22 protein-coding genes are annotated in these 19,311 nt (G+C 34.6%); 8 read left to right on the top strand and 14 right to left on the bottom strand.

Going from position 1 to position 19,311, the window contains the following annotated elements; translation table 11 throughout:
- Positions 1 to 363: 363 nt before the first annotated feature.
- Both ACI6PB_RS05800 and ACI6PB_RS05795 read right to left on the bottom strand, forming a co-directional pair.
- Positions 364 to 1,086 carry a GntR family transcriptional regulator gene (locus ACI6PB_RS05800; protein WP_404327915.1) on the bottom strand — a complete coding sequence of 241 codons (723 nt, stop codon included), beginning with the start codon at positions 1,084 to 1,086 and terminating at the stop codon, positions 364 to 366.
- 17 nt (positions 1,087 to 1,103) lie between these two features.
- Entirely contained in the window at positions 1,104 to 2,345 is a 1,242-nt protein-coding gene (locus ACI6PB_RS05795; protein ID WP_404327964.1) for an alpha-L-fucosidase, read from the bottom strand.
- Positions 2,346 to 2,545: 200 nt separating this feature from the next.
- Here ACI6PB_RS05795 and ACI6PB_RS05790 point away from each other — a divergent pair, with 200 nt between their 5' ends.
- The gene (locus tag ACI6PB_RS05790) at positions 2,546 to 2,833 is read left to right on the top strand and encodes a PTS sugar transporter subunit IIA (RefSeq protein ID WP_404327914.1); all 288 of its coding nucleotides are present in this window, start codon (positions 2,546 to 2,548) and stop codon (positions 2,831 to 2,833) included.
- Between the two features lie 114 nt (positions 2,834 to 2,947).
- On the opposite strand, the gene ACI6PB_RS05785 is transcribed toward ACI6PB_RS05790, so the two are convergent.
- Positions 2,948 to 3,826 (bottom strand): IS3 family transposase, encoded by an 879-nt coding sequence (locus ACI6PB_RS05785; protein ID WP_309511212.1) that lies wholly within the window; start codon positions 3,824 to 3,826, stop codon positions 2,948 to 2,950.
- A gap of 17 nt (positions 3,827 to 3,843) precedes the next feature.
- The gene (locus ACI6PB_RS05780) at positions 3,844 to 4,095 is read right to left on the bottom strand and encodes an IS3 family transposase (RefSeq protein ID WP_002816285.1); all 252 of its coding nucleotides are present in this window, start codon (positions 4,093 to 4,095) and stop codon (positions 3,844 to 3,846) included.
- A gap of 146 nt (positions 4,096 to 4,241) precedes the next feature.
- Here ACI6PB_RS05780 and ACI6PB_RS05775 point away from each other — a divergent pair, with 146 nt between their 5' ends.
- The 3 genes from ACI6PB_RS05775 to ACI6PB_RS05765 are packed head-to-tail and all read left to right on the top strand — an operon-like array spanning position 4,242 to position 6,414.
- Positions 4,242 to 4,811 carry a PTS system mannose/fructose/N-acetylgalactosamine-transporter subunit IIB gene (locus ACI6PB_RS05775; RefSeq protein ID WP_404351243.1) on the top strand — a complete coding sequence of 190 codons (570 nt, stop codon included), beginning with the start codon at positions 4,242 to 4,244 and terminating at the stop codon, positions 4,809 to 4,811.
- 6 nt (positions 4,812 to 4,817) lie between these two features.
- Entirely contained in the window at positions 4,818 to 5,621 is an 804-nt protein-coding gene (locus tag ACI6PB_RS05770) for a PTS mannose/fructose/sorbose/N-acetylgalactosamine transporter subunit IIC (RefSeq protein WP_404327912.1), read from the top strand.
- Positions 5,596 to 6,414 carry a PTS system mannose/fructose/sorbose family transporter subunit IID gene (locus tag ACI6PB_RS05765; RefSeq protein WP_404327911.1) on the top strand — a complete coding sequence of 273 codons (819 nt, stop codon included), beginning with the start codon at positions 5,596 to 5,598 and terminating at the stop codon, positions 6,412 to 6,414. Before ACI6PB_RS05770 ends, ACI6PB_RS05765 begins: the two co-directional genes overlap by 26 nt.
- Positions 6,415 to 6,433: 19 nt before the next feature.
- Here ACI6PB_RS05765 and ACI6PB_RS05760 read toward each other — a convergent pair whose 3' ends face one another.
- From ACI6PB_RS05760 to ACI6PB_RS05725, 8 genes are all read right to left on the bottom strand, one after another.
- On the bottom strand, positions 6,434 to 6,679 hold the full coding sequence (locus tag ACI6PB_RS05760; RefSeq protein ID WP_404280189.1) for a type II toxin-antitoxin system prevent-host-death family antitoxin: 246 nt from the start codon (positions 6,677 to 6,679) through the stop codon (positions 6,434 to 6,436).
- A gap of 107 nt (positions 6,680 to 6,786) precedes the next feature.
- Positions 6,787 to 8,409: an ABC-F family ATP-binding cassette domain-containing protein gene (locus tag ACI6PB_RS05755; RefSeq protein ID WP_404327910.1), complete on the bottom strand. Its 1,623-nt coding sequence runs from the start codon at positions 8,407 to 8,409 to the stop codon at positions 6,787 to 6,789.
- 79 nt (positions 8,410 to 8,488) lie between these two features.
- Positions 8,489 to 9,220: a TSUP family transporter gene (locus tag ACI6PB_RS05750; protein ID WP_404327909.1), complete on the bottom strand. Its 732-nt coding sequence runs from the start codon at positions 9,218 to 9,220 to the stop codon at positions 8,489 to 8,491.
- 46 nt (positions 9,221 to 9,266) lie between these two features.
- Positions 9,267 to 9,758 (bottom strand): VanZ family protein, encoded by a 492-nt coding sequence (locus ACI6PB_RS05745; RefSeq protein WP_025085940.1) that lies wholly within the window; start codon positions 9,756 to 9,758, stop codon positions 9,267 to 9,269.
- Between the two features lie 77 nt (positions 9,759 to 9,835).
- Positions 9,836 to 10,411, bottom strand: a complete 576-nt coding sequence (locus ACI6PB_RS05740; RefSeq protein ID WP_025085941.1) for a hypothetical protein — start codon at positions 10,409 to 10,411, stop codon at positions 9,836 to 9,838.
- A 94-nt stretch (positions 10,412 to 10,505) separates the two neighbouring features.
- Complete coding sequence (locus ACI6PB_RS05735; RefSeq protein WP_025085942.1) at positions 10,506 to 11,375, bottom strand: alpha/beta hydrolase; 870 nt, start codon at positions 11,373 to 11,375, stop codon at positions 10,506 to 10,508.
- On the bottom strand, positions 11,365 to 12,606 hold the full coding sequence (locus tag ACI6PB_RS05730) for a PTS transporter subunit EIIC (RefSeq protein ID WP_025085943.1): 1,242 nt from the start codon (positions 12,604 to 12,606) through the stop codon (positions 11,365 to 11,367). Before ACI6PB_RS05730 ends, ACI6PB_RS05735 begins: the two co-directional genes overlap by 11 nt.
- 284 nt (positions 12,607 to 12,890) lie before the next feature.
- Positions 12,891 to 13,169: a hypothetical protein gene (locus ACI6PB_RS05725; RefSeq protein ID WP_025085944.1), complete on the bottom strand. Its 279-nt coding sequence runs from the start codon at positions 13,167 to 13,169 to the stop codon at positions 12,891 to 12,893.
- Positions 13,170 to 13,414: 245 nt separating this feature from the next.
- Here ACI6PB_RS05725 and ACI6PB_RS05720 point away from each other — a divergent pair, with 245 nt between their 5' ends.
- Positions 13,415 to 14,584, top strand: a complete 1,170-nt coding sequence (locus ACI6PB_RS05720; RefSeq protein ID WP_404327908.1) for a multidrug effflux MFS transporter — start codon at positions 13,415 to 13,417, stop codon at positions 14,582 to 14,584.
- 152 nt (positions 14,585 to 14,736) lie between these two features.
- On the opposite strand, the gene ACI6PB_RS05715 is transcribed toward ACI6PB_RS05720, so the two are convergent.
- Positions 14,737 to 15,438: an EAL domain-containing protein gene (locus ACI6PB_RS05715; RefSeq protein ID WP_404280178.1), complete on the bottom strand. Its 702-nt coding sequence runs from the start codon at positions 15,436 to 15,438 to the stop codon at positions 14,737 to 14,739.
- 154 nt (positions 15,439 to 15,592) lie between these two features.
- Between ACI6PB_RS05715 and ACI6PB_RS05710 the strand changes: the two genes are divergently transcribed.
- Positions 15,593 to 16,954, top strand: coding sequence for an FAD-dependent oxidoreductase (locus ACI6PB_RS05710; RefSeq protein WP_404327907.1), 1,362 nt, complete (start codon positions 15,593 to 15,595; stop codon positions 16,952 to 16,954).
- Positions 16,955 to 17,002: 48 nt separating this feature from the next.
- Here the strand turns inward: ACI6PB_RS05710 and ACI6PB_RS05705 are convergent, their stop codons facing one another.
- Positions 17,003 to 17,290: a bacteriocin immunity protein gene (locus tag ACI6PB_RS05705; protein WP_025085655.1), complete on the bottom strand. Its 288-nt coding sequence runs from the start codon at positions 17,288 to 17,290 to the stop codon at positions 17,003 to 17,005.
- A 287-nt stretch (positions 17,291 to 17,577) separates the two neighbouring features.
- On the opposite strand from ACI6PB_RS05705, the gene ACI6PB_RS05700 reads away from it, so the two are divergent.
- Positions 17,578 to 18,000, top strand: coding sequence for an SLAP domain-containing protein (locus ACI6PB_RS05700; RefSeq protein WP_025085656.1), 423 nt, complete (start codon positions 17,578 to 17,580; stop codon positions 17,998 to 18,000).
- A gap of 141 nt (positions 18,001 to 18,141) precedes the next feature.
- A complete protein-coding gene (locus ACI6PB_RS05695; RefSeq protein WP_309510977.1) occupies positions 18,142 to 19,272 on the top strand; it encodes an MFS transporter in 1,131 nt (376 codons plus the stop codon).
- The last annotated feature ends 39 nt before the right edge of the window (positions 19,273 to 19,311 follow it).

The raw sequence follows: 19,311 nt of genomic DNA, 5'->3' as shown, positions 1-19,311 counted from the left end.
ACACTCCTTTCATAATTTGTCATTTGCTAATTGATACTTATACTTTAAAACTTGTTTATTTAAGCAAACTTAAAATTGATTGACGAAATTATGAAGTTATTGTGTTTTTTGTTTATTTCTAATTTAGTCAGAATATAATTAATATTGTTTTATATGGAGGCCTTACATGAAAATAACTACTTTATCTCAAAAAAACATCTTCAAAATGATATTGATCGACTGAAAGAAAATTTTTTCATTTATTTATAAAAATAAAGAGACTGTGATAAAACAGTCTCTTTAAAATCTAAATATAATTATTTTAAATCATCAATAAGTGTTACTTCTTGAGATTATAAACTTTTACAATGAGAATCCCATTGTTTAAATATTTCCACCAAAGACTGATTCAGTTTCCATACCCCAAAATTCTGGCAATTTATACGTATATGCATATTCTAGAATAGAATTATCCACGATAGGTAAATAAGTTAATCTTTCTTGATATATATATAAATCATTTGTACCGTTAAAATAATTTAAAATATTTGAATCTTTCACCTTACTTATAGTTGTTCTTTGAGTGTACGGCAATTTATAAGGATCTAGCCCAGCATCTTCCTTAATTCTGCTATAAACAGAGTCAAAATTACTATCATCATCTAATTTATTCTTATCAATATAATCCAAGCGAATATTACTTACAGAATATTGAGATGTTTTTTCTCCAATACATCTTATCCTTGTTACTTTTAAATACTTGTCGCTTGAATGAAGCCCCATTTTTTTTAATACTGTCTTGTCATCTTTGATTTCAACATTTAAAACCTTAACTCCTTCTGAATGACCATTAGACATATTTAGATCAGTGTAAAGGACAACACTTTTATGATTTTCTTTTGCAACAAAAGTACCTTTTCCTTTAATTCTAGTAACCTTATTTTGTTGCTGCAAAACATTCAATACTTTTACCGCAGTGGTTGAGCTTACATTAAATCGGCTACAAATTTCAGATTCACTGTAAAACTTGTCTCCTTGATGTAATTTTCCACCACCTAATTCTTCGTTTAAAACATCTATTATTTCTTTATACTTAGGCACTGACATTTACCGAGATTTTCTCCTTAGTTTTCAAAGTCAACCTTGGCCACACGGACTATCAAATCAGTCCCATACCTGAAACCGGTTGCGTTAACAGTAAGCATATCATTATTTTGTAAAAAATTTAATTGTTCATCGTTATCCAACCAGGTTATTTTCTCTATTTTTTTGTTAATTCCAACGAAGGAACGTGGATTTGTACCTTCACCACCTAAGACTACATTACTATTTCCAGTGACCTTAATATTATAAATAAATAAATAATCGTTTTCTCCATCACTTAATGCAAAATCCTTTAGTCCCTCCGCAGCTTTTACTTGCGTTGGCTTTGCACTATAAATAGCTTGGCCATAAAATTTCATCCAAAGACCAATCATTTTCATATATTCTTGAGATATAATCGGAATTCTTCCGGTACCTGTAAGTCCTATATTTACTAATACATTTGCACCAACTTTTTTCCCATGACAAATAGTTTCAATTACTTCCCTTGGAGATTTATAGTCAACATCATTGGCAGCGACACCCCAATGTTTGTTTAAGGTAATTGACATTTCTCCTGCAACATACTTTTGATTCTTTTCCCCATGATTAATTACGTCGGGAATTCCACGCTCATAAGTCACAGCATCAATTTCTGAGTTAATGACCTTCCCCATATTCTTCAAACCAGTGTTATTGATAATAATAGCTTCTGGTTGATATTTGCGAATAGTCCCATACAATTCATCAAGATGCCAATTGGCATCTTTTTTATTCCAGTTACCATCAAACCAAAGACCACCAATTTTTCCATAATTTTTACATAGCAACTCCACCGATTTTTGTAAATACTTCAAATATCTATTGAAATCATCTTTATACAAAGGATTATGCCAATCATAGGATGCCATGTAAAAGAATGGACTAATGTCATATTTATGACAAGCATCGACATACTCTTTAATTAAATCTCTTCCCGCAGGACTATGCATTACATCAAAACTACTAAGTCCTTTTGTATCATAAAGAAAGAAACCTTCGTGATGTTTTGTGGTTAAAACGATGTATTTAGCACCCATACTTTTAGCTCTTTTAACAATTGACTCAGCATCAAAGTCTTTTGCGGTGAAAGTATTTATTAGCTTTTCATACTTACTTTGATCAATGTTATGGATGAATTCTGTCCACTCTCCTTGTTCTAATTGAGAATAAAGTCCCCAATGAATAAACAGTCCAAGTCCCATATGTTCATAATTTTTTATTCTCTCTACAGGCATACTCATCATTACAAACTCCTTTTTCGAATATTTGCCACTAGGATAACACATTAGGCTATGATTATTCAAATGACGATTTTGCGCCACAATCTCTTGATATATAAGCATTCATTAGCTAAATAAATAAAATTGTATTCACTTACTTAATGTGTTAAGTTAATTTTGAAATCAAGTTAACACATTAAATATGTCGGAGGTGAATTTTTATGTATGTATTAGCTAGTCATGGTAATTATTCAAAAGAAACTCTAAGTAGCTGTGAAATGATTACTGGTAAGCTAAATAATTTCCAGGTAGTATCTTTTAAAGATCCTATGGGAATTGATGATGTAGTAAAGAAATATCAAGAATTATATGAAAAAAATAATGATGATTTCTTCTATATTATTTGTGATATCAAAAGTGGAACTCCAGCTAATTCTGCTTTGATTTTTAAGGGAACACACAAAGACGTTAGAGTTTTCTCAGGACTTTCTTTTGGACTAGTGGATTGAAGTCAATATTTGAGACAGGTTTTAAGAGACATTCAGAACCGCGTTTACCTTCCACAGCTCAAATAAATCATTAATCGTGATTAATAACTTATTTGAACCCTGGAAAGCATTAAATCAGGCGGCCATTTGGCTCGCAAGTGTTGCGATTTCAACTTGTAAGGGGGTCTGGTAGCCCAGTGAACTATGAATTCTCTTCCTATTGTAGAAAGCATGCACATATTCAAAAAGGACAGCAGCGGCAGTTTCATAATTCTCAAAGACCGGCACTGGATAAACACATTCCTTTTTGAGGGAAGCATGAAAAGATTCCATTGGTGCATTATCGTATGGACACCCCTTACGGCTGTAAGAGTGGCGGATATGTAGTTCTGTTAACCGTTGGTTGTAATCATCGCTGGTGTACTGTGATCCTAAGTCTGTGTGGATAATCAGGTCCCCAGTAATGGTTCGATTTTTAACCGCGCTTTCCAGGGTCTTTAAGACTAAATCAGTATCCATCTTTTTTGAGAATGAATAGCCGATAATTCGTCTTGAGTGCAGATCCATGATGGTTGATAAGTAACACCAGCCATTACGCTTCGTTTGAATATAGGTCATATCAGCGGTCCATTTTTGATTTAAACCAGTGGTCGAGAAATCCTGCTTAAGCAAGTTGGGACGCTGTTCAACCTTGGTTTTGGAAGCCGAAGCCGCTTTCCATTTATTGACGGTAACGGAGTGGATATCCAGTTCCTTCATGAGCCGGGAAATCCGTCTTGGGCTGCACCGACGCTGCAGTGGTTGAAGTTCCAGATTCAATTCATGGTGGATCTTCATAACACCGTATCGCTGCTTAAATTCCGCAAAGATCCGCAGAATCCGTTGTTTTAAGTCCGCATCTTCGGCCCGGCGTTTTGAAGGCTTTGGGGATCGATAACGATAATACTGAGCTCTGGAAACACCGAGGATTCGGCACATCTTAGTTACCTGGTGGTGATGGCTTTCTTGGTGAATGTAATCAAAAATATTGGTTACTTCTGCGCAAGGAAGCCCAGGGCTTTTTTTAGGATTTCGTTCTCCTCAGACAGGGAAGCCAGCCGCTTTTCCATCGCTTTAATTTCGTCTGGCGATTTACCGGATTGAGTTTTGGCTTGGCCCTGGATCCACTTATGAACGGTTGAATAGCCAATGCCATATTCTCTGGCCAGTTGGGCAGCTGATTCGCCTTGCTTATATAGGTTGATGATGTTTTGTTTGAATTCTTTGTCGTAACGAGTTGGCATGTAAAAATTCCTTCCTTTTGAGAGACGATTTATTCATTATACCCTCTCTTAAAAGTTGTCTCAGGAATCAGCTTACATCCATAGTTTTATCAATTGCAACGGGCACTCCTATCGAGAATGCTCTTGAAGAGAACAAAAAATTCTTGATGGAGATTGATCCATCAAATCTGCATAAAACAAACATCAAGAGACAGGTAACAAAAGAATCATCTAAAAAAACGTCCAATAAAGATCCAATTATCAATGTCAGAATTGATGCTCGATTGATACATGGTCAAGTTGCTACCATGTGGACAAGTAGCTTATCTGCCAGTCGAATTATGGTAATTGACGATAATATTGTAAAAAGCAATGTTCAAAAAATGACTTTGAAAACAGCCGTTCCAGGTGGTGTACATCTGAGTATCTTAACTACGGACGGCGCGGCAAGGCGGATAAAAGAAAATCAATATGCTGGACAAAGAGTATTTATTATTGTTAGAGACCCTGCTGTATTAAGTAAATTAACAGATGATGGGGTTAAGTTGAAAGATATAAATGTTGGAAATATTTCAATGAAACAAGGCGCTCGACAAGTTGCTAAGAGTGTCGCTGTCACAGAAGAAGATGTAAAAGTCTTTAATGATTTGAATAGTAAAGGAATTAATTTATATCACCAAATGGTGCCAAATGATAAAAAACAAAATTTTATGAAATTATTGGATAAAGGAGAGTAAATTACTATGAGTATTGCTTGGTGGCAAATATTATTACTAACCTGCTTATCATTTTGGATGATTATTGATCAAATTACTGTTGGTATTTTATGTAATTATCCATTATTAATTGGATTTGTTTCGGGTATTATAATGGGCGATTTAAAGACTGGACTAGTTGTAGGTGCCACTCTTCAATTAATGGTTCTGGGAGTTGGTACCTACGGCGGTGCAAGTATGCCTGACTTTATGACCGGTGCCATTATCGGTACGGCTTATGCAGTTATGACAGGTAAAGGTGTCGACTTCGCCATTGGATTGGCCGTTCCGGTCGGACTATTAATGGTTCAGCTTGATGTATTAGCAAGATTTACAAATACTTTCTTCTTACATAAAGTCGATAAATATATTGATAAAAATGATACAAAAAATGTGGCAAGAAATATCATCTATGGTGTGTTCCCTTGGGGACTATCTAGATCGATTCCTGTATTTGTTATGTTGATTGTCGGTAATAGCGTTGTAACTAAAATTGTTAATGCCATCCCTGTTTGGCTATCAAATGGATTAAATGTAGCTGGTGGTATTCTACCAGTGGTTGGTATTGCCATTTTATTGAGATTTTTACCAACAAAGAAATTCATCTCCTACTTAATAATCGGTTTTATTGCAGCTTCATATCTCAAAGTTCCAATGCTTGGAGTTGCTCTCCTAGGCCTAGCACTAGCTATTATGCATTACAAGCAAGGTAACAATAGTAATAGTTCAAATTCAGAGAATACTACACGTGAGGAGGAAACTGAAAATGAACTCGGTGAATACGAAAACTAATAAAGTCATTACAAAAAAAGATTTATTCAGAGCTAACTGGCGTTGGCTTTGGTCAAGTCAAATTTGTTGGAATTATGAAAGAATGATGTCTACTGGTTATCTATATACCATGCTTCCAACACTTAAAAAACTCTATTCAAAAGATAATGATCGTGTAGAAATGATGAAAATGCACAACCAATTTTTTAATACCAATGCCTACGTTGGTGGATTCATCATCGGTATGGATATGGCTATTGAGGAAAAGGAAGGAATAAAAGCAAAGGATACGATTGCTGGATTAAAGACCGGCTTAATGGGACCTTTTGCGGGTGTTGGTGATACCATCTTTGGAGTTATTCTTCCTACTATTTTTGGGTCAATTGGTGCCTATATGGGACTTCATGGAAATCCAATCGGTGCAATTATTTGGCTTTTAGTTAATTTTGCCGTACTGTTTCTAAGATTCTCATTATTACCATTAGGTTATTCTCAAGGGGAAAAACTAATTTATGCTGCTGGTGACAAGCTAAACAAAATTACCGATTCAGCAATCCTACTCGGTGTTACCGTTGTTGGTGCATTGATTCCAACTGTTGTATCAGTTAAAGTCCCATTAGTTTTCAGAACTGGTAAAGTTACTCTTAAGGCTCAATCAATTTTAAATCAAATTATGCCTTCTCTTGTACCAGTCATTTTGGTAGCAATTTGTTACTGGTTACTAGGCAAAAAGAAAATGAATTCAACGAGATTAATTGTTTCTGTTCTAATTGTCGGAATCATTCTTGGTGGACTAGGTATTTTAAGTAAATAGCTCCTTGAATATTGATTATTTATTTTTGATTTCTATCATGTAGTTTCCTAAACTCACTTAATGACATACCATCAAATGAGTTATCTTCATGATTTAATTCATTCAACAATTTTATTTCGGCTTGTATCTTATTCCATTCTTTTGAACTAACCAATGTACCTACTTCTTTACCATCCTTTGTAAAGACTATTGGATTTCCCTCCTTTAATTCATCAAATATTTTTGTATATTCTTTTAATGATGAAAGAGGCTTTATCTCTGACATTACGCTCACTCTCCTCGGATAATTTGAATATATAATATCATTTATTCTGATAATCCTTAATCGTTACACCAAAAAATCCCGACTCCATTTTGGAATCGGGATTTTGCTTATTTATCTAATTCGTTAATTTGTGCTTCAATTTGATCATTACTTCTAAATTCATCATAAGTAGTATCTGCTCGATCAATCACACCATTTGCTGTTAGGTAAATCAAACGGTTAGCAATTGTTTGAATAAATTGGTGATCATGTGAAGCAAAAAGAATTGAACCTTTGTAGTCGATCAAACTATCATTCAAGGCTGTAATTGATTCCAAATCTAAATGGTTAGTTGGATCATCAAGTAGTAAAACATTAGCCTTCAACAACATCATTTTTGATAGCATGACACGAACTTTTTCTCCACCAGATAGAACGTTAACCTTCTTAGTAACGTCATCCCCAGAGAACAACATTCTACCTAAGAAACCACGTAAGAATGTATCATCATCTTCGCCCTTTTCAGCAAATTGTCGTAACCAATCAATAATTGATGTATCTTCATTAAACATTGAGTTAAAGTCTTTTGGTAAATATGCTTGGCTAGTTGTAACACCCCAAGTTACCGTACCTGAATCTGGTTCTAACTCACCCGTCAAAACTTTGAATAAGGCTGTTGTTACCATATCATTTTTTGCTAAAAAGGCTACTTTATCGTCCTTATTCAAAATAAAGTTAGCATTCTTCAAAACGGCTTTCCCATCAATAGAAATAGTCAGATCTTTCACTTGTAGTAAATCATTTCCAATTTCACGATTAGGCACAAACTTGATAAATGGATAACGACGTGAACTTGGTTGAATATCATCTAATGTAATCTTATCAAGCATCTTCTTACGAGAAGTAGCCTGTTTAGATTTGGAAGCATTCGCCGAGAAACGAGCAATAAAGTCCTGCAACTCTTTGATTTTTTCTTCTTTTTTAGAATTTTGATCTTGCTTCATTTGTTGAGCCAATTCTGAAGATTGTTGCCAGAAATCATAATTACCAGCATAAAGTTGAATCTTGCTGTAATCCAAGTCAGCCATGTATGTACATACTTTATTCAAGAAGTAACGGTCATGGGATACAACAATAACTGTGTTTTCAAAGTTGATCAAAAATTCTTCTAACCAATCAATTGAATCAACATCAAGTCCATTAGTAGGCTCATCCAATAGCAAAATATCTGGTTGACCAAACAAAGCTTGAGCTAATAACACTTTAATTTTTTGACCAGCTGTTAGATTAGCCATTTTTTCCTGATGAAGACTTTCAGGAATATTTAGGCCTTGAAGCATTTGAGAGGCTTCACCTTCAGCTTCCCAGCCACCCATTTCACCAAATTTTGCTTCCAAGTCAGCAGCTTTTAGACCATCTTCTTCATTAAAGTCAGGCTTCATGTAGATGGCATCTTTTTCTTGCATAATCTTATACAAGTCGGCATGACCCATAAGAACAGTTTCCATAACTGTGTAGTCATCATAGTCGAAGTGGTTCTGTTTCAAAGTAGCCAAACGTTCATTAGGTCCTAATTTAACAGAACCAGTTGAAGGAGTTATCTCACCTGATAACACTTTTAGAAAAGTTGATTTACCGGCACCATTTGCGCCGATTAAGCCGTAACAGTTGCCTGGGGCAAATTTGATATTTACATCCTCAAATAACTTACGATCAGCATAGTGCAAACTAACGTTACTTACAGTAATCAAATATATAATCCTCATTTCTTAAACATAATTAAATTGCATTATACGGACTATTTTCCATGTATGCAAGTAAATGTTCTCATTATAAAGCCGTTATCAAGTAATAACAGCCACTAATTCCAATAAAAACATAAATAAAAAATTCCATAATCCGAATATTCAAATGACTAACCAAACGATTGGCTAAAATAGTTCCCAAAATAGCCCCTATAAATCCCACTAAAACAAATTTCAAATTGTCTACTGTTAAAATTCCGGTCGAAAAACGTAAACTAGTCATGACAATCGTATCAATTAAAAAGAAAGTCTGAATACTAGCTAAGTAATTCTCTTTAGAATTAGAAATAATCAAAAAGTACAATGCCATCAACGGCCCGCCAATACCAAACATTCCATTGAAGAATCCTGAAATCAATGCAAAGACTGCCATGACATAAAATGAAATTGATTTAACTGAAATCGACTTCAAATTCATTACAGTGTAATACACCGCCAAAATAATCAATAATAATCCCAGTAATATTTTTAAATATCCGGCCGCCAAATATTTACTTAAATGTAGCGAGAAAATAGCCATAACAATATAAATCAAAAACGGTCCAACTAATTTTTGCCACTTCAAAGCCTTATGATACTTCCAAGCTACCATGATAATAGCAATTGACATCGTCAACGTAGAAACTCCGGCACTTTGATCAATCGGTAAAAGCTGTGGTAAAAAGACCATCAAAACAATTCCCGAACCAAAGCCAGTCACTCCTTGAACAAATCCTGCCAATGTAGCCGCCAAGATCATCACAAATATCCAACTCATAAACTGTCCCTCCATATTAATATATTAACGTATTAATAGGTAGTTATCAGTTATCTTTTGAAAGAAGATTGTAAATCATTGCCATCACACCACCAATGACAACACCCATAGCATTAGAAATCACATCGTTAATATCACTTGTACGATCAATCAAGAAATGATGTGACAATACATATTGCATAGACTCGAAACTAGATCCAATTAAAATCCCTAAAATAACTAGTAATATTAATGGAAACTTTGGAAATACTTTTTTAATAAAAAAGCCAAATGGTACAGTCATAATAATATTTTCGTAAAACTCAATTCCGGATAATTGTAATTCATATAGATTTACGCGACCCAATCCAGGTGGCAGAATCTTGACCGTTATTCCATTGATAGAAATCGGCATGAACAAAACGGCCATTAAACCTACGAAATACAGCCAATAGAAGAGAACAAAATATGGTCGAGGAAGCTTCTTTAAATTAACAAGAATGTATAAGCCACTGACCATTGCTAATAGCAAAATAAATAATGTTGGTATCCAACGCATTGCTATACACCTCTCTTCCTTTTTTTAATAATAAAAAGTCGACCCATTATAATTTCATCGGTCGACTTATTATGCCACTATACACGTTGCTTTTCTAATTTAACCTGCAGTTTGGTTTTTTCTTCAATCTTTCTAATAACCTCATTTATAGCCACCACATCTTTAACATTAGAAGAAAGGTCCAAATCAATATCCTTTCCCTTATCTAACTTTAATGCTAAATAATAAGGACTATTAAAAGTCTGATATGCAGAATCTATCACATAGAACGTGACATCAATCGGACCATCTGGTCCAATTCCACTTGGTAGATCCATTCCCTTACCAACAACAATTGAAAAATTCTTAATTTCACTAAACTTCACGGTCTCTTCATTCGAAATATTTGGTAGTAAAATAGCTCTGATTCTCTTACCAGTAGTGCTGTAATCTTGATAGTAAATTCCCCGATCATCAATTCCCCACTGATCCAAATTATCTTTTGTTTTGAGAGTATATAACATTACAATGACTATCAGACAAACAATACCAAATAAAATTGCTATCAATGTCTTCTGTGACAATAAGTAAAAGAAGAATCCAATGATAATTCCGCCAAATAAAGAAATTATTAATGGCATATAATTAATCTTACGACCAAAATTTAAACTCATTTAAATCGCCCTCCACCCTATGTAAGCCTTTACATTTATTATAACTCACAATTCAGAGACGATTAGGTTTGTATTATCCGACTTTTCTTTAAAGTTATTGTCCATCTAGTGAGATAGCACCCCGCCGTTGCTGTGGTTTTTGCTTAGGATCGAGAATATATCGATTGATTAAATCAATAATTTGATCATTTTGAGGTAAATCAGAATGCTGAGCATCCGATCCTGAAACAGAAATAGATGTAAAATGTTTAACTTGTCCTTGATAGATATACTTACCTGCCATAACACTTCCCAATGGTACTAATCCATCAGAATTGTAAGTCTCTGTCCCTGCAACTGAATAAACACTAAGACTTGATGGAATTTTTTCACGGTCATCAATAAAATCGGACAACATTTGTGTCTTATGGCGAACAGATTTCTCATTGAAGTTATATGGTGAACCAATTGTCATGAGTTGTTTGATTTTTATCTGTTCTGAATATTCAGAATAATAATTCTCCAAGAACGCCGTATAAATCAGCCCACCATTAGAGTGTCCTATAGCTTTGAAATTATTAAAATTATATTGTTTTGTCAAAAACTTAAAAGCTGTGTTGAACCATTTAGCCTGTTTCTTGATATTGTCATAACCATCATGGTTATTCTCAAATCCAACAACGATTACTGGTTCATTATCACCACGACGCAAACGACCGGAAACGTGCAACTTATTATCAGTCGTAACCCGAATCTTAATCAAACTGTGTGGTTGTTTATTGTTCTTATTCAATTTATCAACTAATGTATCAAACCGATTTACTGAAGCAGAGCTTCCTGGAATCATTATAACCGGCGACAGTTTTGAATTATGAATTTTGGCCAATTCAGTTGTATTCTGATGTGACCAATTTAATGACACAAAAATCAGTATCACCGACAAGGTAATTCCTAATATTGTCCAAAACCAATGTTTAATTTTCATTGATGTCACCCGCTTTCTGACTAATTCGATCTGACAATTTAACGAATGGCATATAGATCAAGATATCAATCACTAACAAAATGGCACCCAAAACCAGAGTTACCCAATTACCATTAGTACCAATAAAAGCAATCAATGGACCTGGAGTTCCTAATGGCACTGGGTAGGCAGATACTGGCATCCAATGTAAGAGAATAAACATTGCGGCCACAATCATATTAAATAACGGTGTAATAAGGAACGGTACCAAGAAAACTGGGTTAAAAAGTACTGGTATTCCTAACATCATTGAATAGTGACTATTGAAAATTGCTGGAAAAATCGACCATTTAGCAACATTACGATTTCGAGTCTTTTTAGAAAAAATCAGAATAGCAATAATCAGAGCTATCATTACACCACTACCACCAAAATTGGCGAAGCTATGAAACAAAGTCGTATCAGTAAATTTATACGGCACATTCCAAGATGATCCACTCTTTAAGGCCGCATTCATATTAGCCATCGAAGGTGCATCGTTAAAAGTAGGATTATTGCTAAAGGGACCACCGACCGCCATCCAAGATAGTAAATCAGTTAGAAAGCCCATCCCTAAAACATATACTAGCGAGTTGAACGGTGAATGTTGAGTTACAAAGCTGGCCACATAAGTTGGTATTTCCAATTTCACTAAAAATAATCCCGCCAAATTTAGGATTGCTGAAACTAATAAAACAATGAAAACCGGAATAATGATTTTATAGCGATATTGCATCTTTGAATCATCAAACCTGACCCAAAGGCGGCCACAAAGATAACCGATAATCAAAGCTATCAGCATTCCTTGCGACATGAAGAAACGACTAAAATTAGGTAATCCATCTTCTGTGGGTTGATATGAAATAATTAAAAAGGATAACAGTCCAATAGCACCAGCACTGCCACCATCTTTCTTATACTCCTTAGCAGTAAAATAGGCTATCCCGTAAGCAGCATAAAGAGCAATCATATCAATTGTACAATGGAAGATGACTTCCATAACCCAGCCCAATTCACGCGAATATGGCAGCCAACTGGTAACACCGAACATTTGGGCCATGTAACCAGTTTTAGTTAAAAATGCGAACTTAATAACATCAGCAAAACTGCCCAACAACATAATTGGAAATAATAACGTTAAAGTATTACGAACAGCACTCGCAACTTTAGTGTTGCGAATCTGAGCAAAAAAATTCAACAAACGAGTGACCATGTTTACCCCTCTTAACTAATCAACAAAGTATATTCGTTATTCACCTTCATATTATTAACTTCTTATCTATTTTTATCCATAAAAAGCACCCAAATTATCTGAAAAAGATTAGTTTATTTCATAAAAATTTACAAAGAATCGAATATTATATTGGCTAATATAATACAGAATATTACCTTGATTTTCCTGTTCAAACCAAATAAAGCAGGTAACCAAAGTACGATTACCTGCTTTATTTTCCCTAGTATTCGAAAGCAGAACATGTTGTGTCCTACGATTAATAATTAATATGGTTTTACTTTACTACCATAAATCTCATTACCATCGTAAATTGCGTCATTAACAGAGAATTTGTTGTTATCCAATAATTTAATATCACTACCGATCCAATACCAGCCCGGAGTCAATGATGTTAATCCTAAGTGTGGACGTTGGAAGACATGAGTTTCCATGTAGTACATTTTACTCTTAGAAAATCTCACTTGACCGTTATCATAATTTACTCGTAGGTAAAAATTTGGTAACAAAAGAACTGACTTAACACGTGGTGTTTCTTCATCCATTCTATCTTTCCCTTTCAATCTTTAATAAATTCAATATAGCACTATTTTTTGGGAAGCGCTTTCAAGATTTGGATAAAAAATGCTTTTACTATAAAGTAATTTGTAAATTTCCAATAATTCCTATAACATGATTAATATACTTTATAGAAATTAGGTGAAAACCATGAATTTAACTAACATCATGGCCTGCATGCCCGCAAATGATATAGGACGTTTTTCAGCAAAATAAAATTTAGGAGTCTAAAATGAAAAACGTCCGTAACACCGTACCATCACTTTTATTGATCATTGTACTTGTGGGATTCCCTCAAATCAGTGAATCGATATTTACCCCTGTTCTACCTCAAATCAGCTTACAAATGAATGCCGGCGCTGGAACATCTCAATTAACAATAAGTATCTACTTTATTGCCTTTGCCATTGGAGTTCTCTTCTGGGGTCAACTATCCGATAAAATTGGCCGTCGATCAGCTATGTTAATTGGAATTATCTTTTATTTATTGGGCAATTTAGGATTACTGATAAGTTCTAATTTTAATTTTCTGTTAGTAGCTCGCTTTATTCAAGCTTTTGGAGCTAGCGTCGGTTCAGTCATCACTCAAACTATCATGCGTGAAAGTTTTTCTGGTATCACCAGTACCAAAGTTTTTTCAAAAGTTGGGGCTGCAATGGCTCTATCTCCCGCTTTTGGTCCACTAATTGGTGGATTGATTCAAACTTACCTAGGCTATAAAAATGTTTTCAGCTTTTTAATCGCCATGGCTGTGGTCACTCTGCTCTATGCTTACTATTGTCTCCCTGAAACTATTGATCGCAAGAATATTCAAAAAGTATCATTGCTCAAAGTAACCTCAAGACTAGTAAAAGATCCAATTGTATGGGTCTACAGTATTCTAATTGGTGGAATAAATGGTATCTTATTTGGTTACTACTCTGAAGCTCCTTTCATTTTTATCAAACATTTCCACTATTCCTCAATTCAATATGGAAGTCTGGGGTTATCTTTGGCATTAGCCAGTCTACTAGGTGCCATCTTGGTTAACTTCTTGGCTAAATATATTAAGGCAGAATATATTGGTCTAATTGGGCTGATCTTTAGTAGTATTTCCGCTCTATTCCTAGTAATTAGTCTCCAATTTAATAACTCAATTTTAATGATCATTGGATTCTTTCTGATTTTTCTGGGATTGAACACAACTTTACCAATTGCCTTAAACTTAGCCTTGAAGAGTTATGAAGATGTTATTGGCAGCGCTAGTGGCCTATTCAGTTTTGGTTATTATTTGATTGTCAGTGGATTAACATATTTAGTAAGTCTTATTCATAATGGAACTATTCTTTCACTACCATTATTTGTCCTTAGCATAAGTTTGATCATGTTATTGGCCTACTTACCAATCACACAAAGAAATTAATTCATAAAGTCTAAAAAATAAATAAAAACGGCCTCTATTAAGGAATTCAAGTAGCAGATATATCTTGAATGCTTAATAGAGGCTGTTCTTTTGATTAAAAAATTTTTTTGAATTATTAATTTTAAAACACTGATTTTCTCTTATAAATCATTTCACACGTTTTTCATTTCGTTAGAGTCACCAATTAATGGCAACAATTCAGGCCTTCCATAGTAATAACCTTGACGAAAGTTAATTCCCAATTTATTACTGATTTCGTCATCCTCAAAATCCTCAATTCCTTCAAGAATTAGGCGTTGCCCGTATTCACCGCTAATTCCTTTCCAGGCACGGAGTTTCTCACGCAATTTAGGATCCCCAATATTTGAACGAAAATTTTGTAAAGCAAATTTTAATTCCGAAGCCAAAGGCAAAAAACTATGTATACTCTCAAAACTATTATCACCAGTGCCTACATCGTCCAGTGAAATTTGCATGCCATGTTCCATAAATTTGCGTAAATATGGTACCAATTTAGAATCACAGTACTGATGTGGCCCTTGTTCTTCAGTTAACTCTACGACCAACTTAGTAGGATACAGTTGCACTTGACTTTTAATGATTGCTTTTGCCATTTGCGTATCCATCAATTGCTCACGACTAACATTAACGGAACAATATTGAACTTTTTTCCCTAAGATTTTAGTTGTTTCAACTAACAATTTTGCGTTCACATTCAAGTCAATATCGACAAAAGATTTGGGAAGTCGCCAGCCATCTGGAGTCCATTGCTTGATTAAAAGTTCATAACCAAAAATAGAATGTGTTCTCACATCTATCTGTGGCTGTACAAAATAACGATAAATCGGTTTCAATATTAAATCGCCTTCTAAATTTAAAATAAAGTGTTAATTACCTACTATTTATATATCAAAAGTCTATAATCTAAGTATACTATAAGTTATATTAAATAAAATAATTTATGAAAAATGATAAATGTAAATATAATAGAAAAGTCGTAGTAATTGAATGAAAGTAGCCATTATAGGTTGTACTCACGCGGGAATTTCTGCTATGAATGAATGTCTTAAATATAATCCAGATGCGGAAATAACTGTTTATGAGCGACACGCCGACATATCCTATCTATCCTGTGCAACATATTTGCACATTGGCGGCGATGTAAAAGATTTAGGAGACGTTTTTTACGCTAATCCAGAAGAATTCATTAAAAAAGGTGTTCACATGCGTATGCAACATGACGTCATTAAAATTGATGCTCAAGCTCACACTATTTTGGCTCAGAACTTGAAAACACGTGAACTTCTTCATGACAAATACGATAAACTTATCCTAGCAACAGGTTCAAGAACAAGTATTCCTGTCATTGCGGGAATTGAAAATCCTAAGATTATGTTGTGTAAGACTTGTAATCAAGCCCATCAACTCTCCGAAGCATCTAAGAATAATCATAAAATTGCCGTTTTAGGTGGTGGTTATGCTGGTGTTGAGTTGACTGAAGGCTTCGTTAAATCTGGACATGAAATCGTCTTATTTCAAAGAAATGATCAACTATTGGATGAATACGTTGATACCACTATTTCTGAACGTGTTAAAAAACTCTTAGAGGATAACCATGTCACCGTTTTAACTGGTACTAATGTAAGCCGCTTCAGCGATACTAAAGATGGACATCTTAAAATTTCCACTGAAGATGACAATGAGTACATCGTCGACATGGTAGCTATCTGTCCGGGAGTTCTTCCCCAATCTGATTTACTTAAGGGACAAGTTAATATTGCAAAAAATGGTGCTATTATCACTAATGCCTACATGCAGACATCTGATCCTGATATTTTTGCTGCTGGTGATGTTACCGAAATCCAATATAATCCAACTTTAACTTCCAAATATATTCCTTTGGCATCTCATGCCGTTCGTCAAGGTACCTTAGCTGGTATGAATCTTTTCAAACGTCGTCGTAAATCAATGGGTAGTCAAGCAACTAGTGGTATGTTGTTATTTGGTCAAACGATTGCCTGTACTGGTCTGACTTTAAATGCCGCTAAAGATGCTAATTATGATGCCCATCATGTTTATTTTGAAAGTAATTACCGTCCTGATTTCATGCCAACTAATACTAAAATAAATATTGAACTGGTCTACGATCGTAAAAGTCGTCGCGTTCTGGGTGCTCAATTCATGAGCTCTCACGAGGTTGCACAATCAGCTAATACTGTTTCTGTAATCATCCAAAACAATAATACAATTGATGATTTAGCTTACGTTGATATGCTTTTCTCGCCTAACTTTGACGAACCTTTCAACTATCTTAATTTAGTTGCTCAAAGAGCAATCGATAAGGAACTAGACTATTGGGGTATGGACTAAATTAGTGTAAAAAAAAAGATACGATTATGTATCTTTTTTTTGTACTCTTTATTCCATACCTGTAGGTAATTTTTGATAGGCACGGCCATGTGTGTCATTGATTGTTGCCTGATACAAGGTGTCAATAGCAGCTGGACCACCAACATGTCCCATTCCCCAATATTGTAATGATTTATTTAGATTAGCAGCCACTTGATGATAGTTATTTGTGGACTTCAATTGCTTAGCACTCTTAATTAGAAGGTCCATCAATTCTGAATTCTTTTGAACTTCCTTATCTTGGCTCGCAACATGAATTGCTTCCATCAAGGCTTCAGCAGGTTCTACATTTGCCATAGTTTACCCCTTCTTTCATAACATGAAAAGGTTAACATAAGCATTCTTTTATTGTCAATACATGGTTGACGCACTGCCAATCCTAGTCAACCTAATTTTCGGAACTCTTTCTAAGAAGATGGGGTAAAAAAAACTATCAAATCTTTTGACTCTTAGCTATACCGATTGACAACCTTTCATGCTATCTCCTCTTTGATAAGATGCGTTATTATGTTTCCGATAACAGAATATTAAGCAACTAGTTACTGATCCATCACTTAATAAATGTATCCTTAGGAGATAATATTATGAAACTATTTAACAGATGTTTATTATTAACTTCTCTTCTTACAATTGGTTTGGTTCCAACAATTTCAACTATACCTATTCAAGCAGCATCCACTACCAAGGACTGTGATGTTAAAAAGATCAATGGGAAGAATCTTTACTTTCTTATCGGTAAAGATGAACTAGTTAAAGCCAGAGGTGTTGAAATACTTACTAACAATTCACCCGATGTAACTGGAATGAATGAAATGAGTACAGCCAGCAATTATATGGTTAAGGTATTGGCTCCTAAGGCTTCCACCTACAATCTCAAGGGAACTAAGCTATCACACACTTTATCACAAGGAACCGTTTGCTCATTAGGTGGTCAAAAAAAGTTTGCTGAAAAAACTTATTATAAAGTAGGTATCAAACATTTAGTTCCTATGACAGAAATCTATTAAAATTTATAAATTTCACTTTTAAAACGACTATTGTTAGTCGTTTTTTATTTTAGAATTGTCACTATCTACTTTCAAAAGTGTCCGCTAATGAAAGAACTTCGATGATAGACTACGCCTATCAATTAATTAATGAGGGGTATTATGAAGTCCACTAAAACAACTATCAGCATCCTTAGTCTCTCCACGGTTAGCAACATAACCACTGTTATTACAGGAGTAATTCCTCAGTTGAAACAATCTTTTCCTAATGTGCCCACAACAATGATCGAATGGCTCGTAACTATTGCCAATTTCAGTGCTTTACTGACAATACTACCCAATCCCTATCTCTGTCGAAAGTTAGGTATTAAAAAGGTTGTTATCTTTGGCCTAATCATTAGTGCCACTGCTGGAGTGATTCCAGCTTTCATTAATAATTTTCTACTAATAATGTGTAGTCGTTTTATTTTGGGCTTAGGTGTTGGTCTCTTTTCACCACATGCTATCAGTCTGATTGCTCATAATTATCAAGGTGAATTCCGAGCCAGATTGTTAGGCTATCAAACTGGTTTAACGGCTCTAGGTAATGCTGTTTTACTAGGAATAGCCGGATTATTAGTAGGAATCTGGCGTGCAGTTTTTGGACTATATTTAATTCTTATTGTAATTGCTATTCTAATTGGACTCTTCGTAACTGAGCCAGAGAATTTGGCGGTAAAAACTAGCAATTCAAAAGTCAATCTTCCTTGGCAAAAATGGCAATTAGTTATTCTAACTTTTATTACTTATCTATTAATCTGGGGAGTTCAATTAAAATTACCTAGTTATTTTCAAAATAAGCAATTGGGTAATCCACGAGTCATCAACTTAACTCTATCAGCTATGAATTTAGGCGAGCTGGTCGCTGGATTGTCCTTCGGAAAATTACATAAAAAAATTCACCACTTCACTTTAACGTTAGGTTATTTAGGAGCTGCCATTGCTGTTTTGCTTTTATGGATCACTGATACCAGTTATCTTGCGATTATAGCAGCCATCTTGTTCAATTTTGTTTATTCCTACACTGGTCCCTATTTAATTTTTGCTAGTAATCAAGGATTAGAACCAGAGCAAATTAACTCATTGAGCAGTTATCTAACTATTTCTACGATCATCAGTGCTTTTTTTGCACCATTGATCTGGAACTACTTAGGAAACTTTGGTCCACAGAATTTAACTAGCAACGTTCTACTTTGGATCGCGGCAATCCTCTTTATTATGTCTATTATTACCCTTGTTTCCAAAAAGTTATGAGCAAACTATTTGCACATGATTCTTAAATACTGTAGATTA

Source organism: Companilactobacillus paralimentarius, assembly GCF_963227125.1.
GTDB lineage: Bacteria > Bacillota > Bacilli > Lactobacillales > Lactobacillaceae > Companilactobacillus > Companilactobacillus paralimentarius.
The sequence above is the reverse complement of the archived record's forward strand: the minus strand, read 5'-3'. Positions and strand labels throughout refer to the sequence as shown.